Annotated in this window: 1 protein-coding gene; it reads left to right on the top strand. The window is 38.1% G+C overall.

Annotation, left to right across the window (positions count from 1 at the left end):
• The first annotated feature begins 83 nt into the window (after window positions 1-83).
• Entirely contained in the window at window positions 84-500 is a 417-nt protein-coding gene (locus ELS82_RS25705) for a site-specific integrase (protein WP_134837841.1), read from the top strand.
• The last annotated feature ends 124 nt before the right edge of the window (window positions 501-624 follow it).

The raw sequence follows: 624 nt of genomic DNA, 5'->3' as shown, positions 1-624 counted from the left end.
GGCGTTAGGTGTCAAAGAGTGTTCAGTGCAAGCCAGTTGAGGTAATCTTAAGGCTAAAGCTAGCAATTTAATTTGGCAACAATATGGATTACGAAGAATATCAATTACTTGCTGATCAACAGCGAGAGCTAAACAATCAACTACTTGACCAATTCGAAGAGCATTTGAAGTCAGAGGGTCTATCAGATAAAACGATATCTAAACACCTCGGGAATCTTGATTTCTATGTGAATCATTATTTGTTGTATGAAGAAATCATAGCTCCTACCGATGGTATTGAAGAAGTAGGTTATTTCTTCGAGGGTTGGTTTCCTAGAAAAGCAATGTGGTCGAGTCCTGATTCGGTAAAAGCAACTATCACGGTGCTAAAAAAGTTCTATAAATACCTTTTATTACAAGGTGCTATAACCCAAAGTAAACATTCAGAACTGCTTGAAATAATTAAAGAAAGTAAAGAAGAATGGGTGAGTTATTATCAACCAATGGACTCTGGGTGGTAACACCTAACAAACAATTTAAGAGTGATTCAGCACGCTTGGCATTTTTCGTTTGAGTTGAGCTTAGTGTTTACGGCGGTCAAATCAAGTGTCGTGGTTGCGTGCTTCACACCTTAATTGGGCGTTA

Source organism: Vibrio ouci (genome assembly GCF_004551525.1).
Classification (GTDB): Bacteria; Pseudomonadota; Gammaproteobacteria; order Enterobacterales; family Vibrionaceae; genus Vibrio; species Vibrio ouci.
The sequence above is the reverse complement of the archived record's forward strand: the minus strand, read 5'-3'. Positions and strand labels throughout refer to the sequence as shown.

What these genes read in the sequence shown, in the direction of transcription:
- ELS82_RS25705 (WP_134837841.1), top strand. Translation starts at nt 84, where the DNA reads ATGGATTACGAAGAATATCAATTACTTGCTGATCAACAGCGAGAGCTA.